Below are 3,670 nucleotides of genomic sequence, written 5' to 3' on the forward strand. Positions count from 1 at the left end.
GTCCAGGAACGCGCCCCCGACTGCGGCCTGCCCGCCGCCACGAGCGCCGGCAGCGCCCTCCTCGGCGGCCGCCGCTACCAGGTCCCCGCCGACGCCACCGGCTGCTACCAGGCCGCCGGCATGCCCACCCTCGCCGTGCTCCCGACCGGCACCGGCGACGGCGACACCGTCCTCCTCGGCGCGGCCGAGCCGCTCCACAACGAGCACCTGGCCGAGTACGGCAACGCCGCCCTCACCCTCCAACTCCTCGGCAGCCGCCCCCACCTCGTCTGGTACCTGCCCACCGCCGAGGAGGCCCCGGCCGTCGAAGACCAGCGGACGCTCCTCGACCTCCTCCCCCCCGGCTGGCGCTGGGCCACCCTGCAACTCCTGATCGCCGCGCTGCTCGCCGCCCTCTGGCGCGCCCGCCGGCTCGGCCCGGTCGTCACCGAGCCGCTGCCCGTCGTCGTCCACGCCGCCGAGACCACCGAGGGCCGCGCCCGCCTCTACCACCAGGCCGGCGCCCGGGACCGCGCCGCCGACGCCCTCCGCACGGCCACCCGCGCCCGCCTCGCCCCGCTGGTCGGCGTCCCACCGTCCGCGGCCCACGCCCCCGACGCGCTGCCCGCGGCCGTCGCCGCCCACGCCGGCGAACCGGCCGCCGCCGTCCACGAGTTGCTGTTCGGACCGCCGCCGGCCGACGACCGCGACCTGGTCCGGCTCGCCGACACGCTCGACGCCCTCGAACGCCGTGTCTCCCCCCACCAGACCTCCGCAACCGACCGACCCCCCTCAATCGACCAGAAGGGTTCGACGCCGTGACCGCCCCAACCCCAGGCAGCGACACTCCGGGCTCCGACACCGGGGACCCGCGCCAGGCCCTCGAGTCCCTGCGGGCCGAGATCGGCAAGGCCGTCGTCGGCCAGAACGCCGCCGTCACCGGCCTGGTCGTCGCCCTGCTGTGCCGGGGCCACGTCCTCCTCGAAGGCGTGCCGGGCGTCGCCAAGACCCTGCTCGTCCGCACCCTGGCCACCGCGCTCGAACTCGACACCAAGCGCGTCCAGTTCACCCCCGACCTGATGCCGAGCGACGTCACCGGTTCGCTGGTCTACGACGCCCGCACCGCCGAGTTCTCGTTCCAGCCGGGACCGGTCTTCACCAACCTGCTGCTGGCCGACGAGATCAACCGCACCCCGCCCAAGACGCAGGCGTCGCTGCTGGAGGCCATGGAGGAGCGCCAGGTCTCCGTCGACGGCCTCCCCCGGCCGCTGCCGGATCCCTTCATGGTCGCGGCCACCCAGAACCCGATCGAGTACGAGGGCACCTACCCGCTCCCCGAGGCGCAGCTCGACCGCTTCCTCCTCAAGCTCAACCTCCCGCTGCCCAGCCGGGAACAGGAGATCGACGTCCTCGCCCGGCACGCCGCCGGCTTCGACCCGCGCGACCTGACCACGGCCGGCGTCCGCCCCGTCGCCGGTGCCGAGCAGCTCGCCGCCGCCCGCGCGGCGGTCGCCAAGGTCACCGTCGCCCCCGAGATCGCCGGATACGTCGTCGACCTCTGCCGCGCCACCCGCGAGTCGCCCTCGCTGGCCATCGGAGCCTCACCGCGCGGCGCCACCGCGCTGCTCGGCACCGCCCGCGCCTGGGCCTGGCTCTCCGGCCGCGACTACGTCATCCCCGACGACGTCAAGGCGCTGGCCCTGCCCACCCTCCGGCACCGGGTCAGGCTGCGCCCCGAGGCCGAGATGGAGGGCATCACCCCCGACGGCGTCATCACCGGCCTCCTCGCCCGCGTCCCGGTCCCTCGCTGATGACGCTCACCGGCCGCACCGCGCTGGTCGCCGCGTTCGGCGCCCTGGTCGCCGGCCTGCTTCCCGGCTGGACCGGGATCCTGGCCGTCGCGCTGCCGCTGCTCGCCGGCGTCCTCACCGATCTGGCGCTCGCCGCCCCGGTGCGTCCGCTGCTGCTGACCAGGAGCGGCGCGACCAGTGTCCGGCTCGGCGAGGAGGCCGCCGTCGACCTCACCGTCACCAACGCCTCCCGCCGACCGCTGCGCGCCGAGCTCCGCGACGCCTGGGCCCCGAGCGCCTGGCGGCCCGGCACCTCGTACGCCGCGTCGCGGCACCGGCTCGACGTGCCGGCCGGCGAACGGCGCCGGCTCACCACGGTCCTCGGCCCCACCCGGCGCGGCGAGCACCGCCCGGTCCGGGTCACCGTCCGCTCCCACGGCCCGCTCGGCCTCGCCGCCCGCCAGGGCGGCCACGCCGTGCCGTGGACGCTGCGGGTGCTGCCCCCCTTCACCAGCCGGAAGCACCTGCCGGCCAAGCTCTCCAGGCTCCGCGAACTCGACGGCCGCACCACGGTGTTGACGCGCGGCGAGGGCACCGAGTTCGACAGCCTCCGGGAGTACGTGCCGGGCGACGACGTCCGCTCCATCGACTGGCGCGCCACCGCCCGGCAGTCCGCGGTCGCGGTCCGCACCTGGCGCCCGGAGCGCGACCGGCACCTGCTGCTGGTCCTGGACACCGGCCGCACCTCGGCCGGCCGGGTCGGCGACATCCCCCGGCTCGACGCCGCCATGGACGCGGCCCTGCTGCTGACGGCGCTGGCCTCCCAGGCCGGCGACCGCGTCGACCTGCTCGCCTTCGACCGGAGGGTCCGCGCCTCGGTTCGCGGCCGCACCGGCGGCGACCTGCTGCCCTCGGTGGTCCGCGCGCTGACGCCGCTGGAACCCGAGCTGATCGAGACCGACACCCGGGCGATGGCCACGACCGCCCTGGCCGGCGCGCCGCGCCGCTCGCTGATCGTGCTGTTCACCGGCCTCGACAGCGCCCCCGTGGAGAGCGGACTGCTGCCGGTGCTGCCTCGCCTGACCCGACGCCACACGGTCGTGGTGGCCTCGGTCGGCGACCCCAGGATCGCCGAGCTGTCCCGCTCCCGAGGCACCGTCCCCGGCGTCTACGAGGCGGCCGCCGCGGCCCGCCACGAGATCGAACGCCAGCACACCACGGAACGTCTCCGCGCCCTGGGCGTCACGGTCGTCGAAGCCTCCCCCGAACACCTGCCGCCGGCCCTCGCCGACGCCTACCTCACCCTCAAGGCCACCGGCCGGCTCTGACCCGGCCTGCTCCGAACGCGGCTGCCTCGGCGGGCGGCGGCGAGGAGAGCGAGCGCCACTCGTCCTCGAGGATGCTGAACAGCTTCGGGTGAACGACGTAGGCGAGCTCGCCCTGCCGGTGCTCGACGCTGCGGACGCGCAGTTCTCCCATGCCCACCACGGCACCCCCGTAGCGTGCCACGAAGGCGAACCTCCTCTGGGGCCTGTGGGCCCACCCCTCGACCGCCGAGAGCACGAAGGCCCGTGTCTGCTCCTCGGTGTTCGGCCCCCAGGGCTGGAAGCGGCAGGCTTCGGGGAGGCAGGCCCACGAATGAACGTCACGCCAGTCGGTGAGTTCGATCCTCCGCAGCGACACTGTTTTCGGGCCCATGAACGGATGGTGCCAGAGGATCACGAGGGCCCACAAAACAAAAAGGGCCCGTTGGTTTCCCAACGGGCCCTACATATTCAAAAATTGTCCGGCGGCGACCTACTCTCCCACACGGTCCCCCATGCAGTACCATCGGCGCTGGCAGGCTTAGCTTCCGGGTTCGGAATGTAACCGGGCGTTTCCCTACCGCCATGACCACCGGA

Annotated in this window: 4 protein-coding genes and 1 rRNA gene; 3 read left to right on the forward strand and 2 right to left on the reverse strand. The window is 74.8% G+C overall.

Translation table 11 applies throughout. The features are described from left to right. From E1283_RS37740 to E1283_RS33800, 3 genes are all read left to right on the forward strand, one after another. Positions 1-801: DUF4350 domain-containing protein (locus E1283_RS37740; RefSeq protein ID WP_341829978.1), on the forward strand; the 801-nt coding region annotated here is incomplete at its 5' end. Beyond that, complete coding sequence (locus E1283_RS33795; protein WP_132821987.1) at positions 798-1,790, forward strand: AAA family ATPase; 993 nt, start codon at positions 798-800, stop codon at positions 1,788-1,790. The genes E1283_RS37740 and E1283_RS33795, both read left to right, overlap by 4 nt. Then, positions 1,790-3,097, forward strand: a complete 1,308-nt coding sequence (locus E1283_RS33800) for a DUF58 domain-containing protein (RefSeq protein WP_132821988.1) — start codon at positions 1,790-1,792, stop codon at positions 3,095-3,097. The genes E1283_RS33795 and E1283_RS33800 overlap by 1 nt, the downstream gene beginning before the upstream one ends. On the opposite strand, the gene E1283_RS33805 is transcribed toward E1283_RS33800, so the two are convergent. Beyond that, positions 3,075-3,467, reverse strand: a complete 393-nt coding sequence (locus E1283_RS33805; protein ID WP_132821989.1) for a GNAT family N-acetyltransferase — start codon at positions 3,465-3,467, stop codon at positions 3,075-3,077. The genes E1283_RS33800 and E1283_RS33805 overlap by 23 nt on opposite strands. Positions 3,468-3,553: 86 nt before the next feature. Beyond that, positions 3,554-3,670: ribosomal RNA gene (rrf, locus tag E1283_RS33810) — 5S ribosomal RNA — on the reverse strand.

It is taken from the genome of Streptomyces hainanensis (genome assembly GCF_004348415.1).
Lineage (GTDB): Bacteria > Actinomycetota > Actinomycetes > Streptomycetales > Streptomycetaceae > Streptomyces > Streptomyces hainanensis.

Excerpts from the sequence above, each read along its gene's own strand:
- E1283_RS33800 (WP_132821988.1), top strand. The coding sequence starts at position 1,790 with ATGACGCTCACCGGCCGCACCGCGCTGGTCGCCGCGTTCGGCGCCCTG.
- E1283_RS33805 (WP_132821989.1), bottom strand. The coding sequence starts at position 3,467 with ATGGGCCCGAAAACAGTGTCGCTGCGGAGGATCGAACTCACCGACTGG.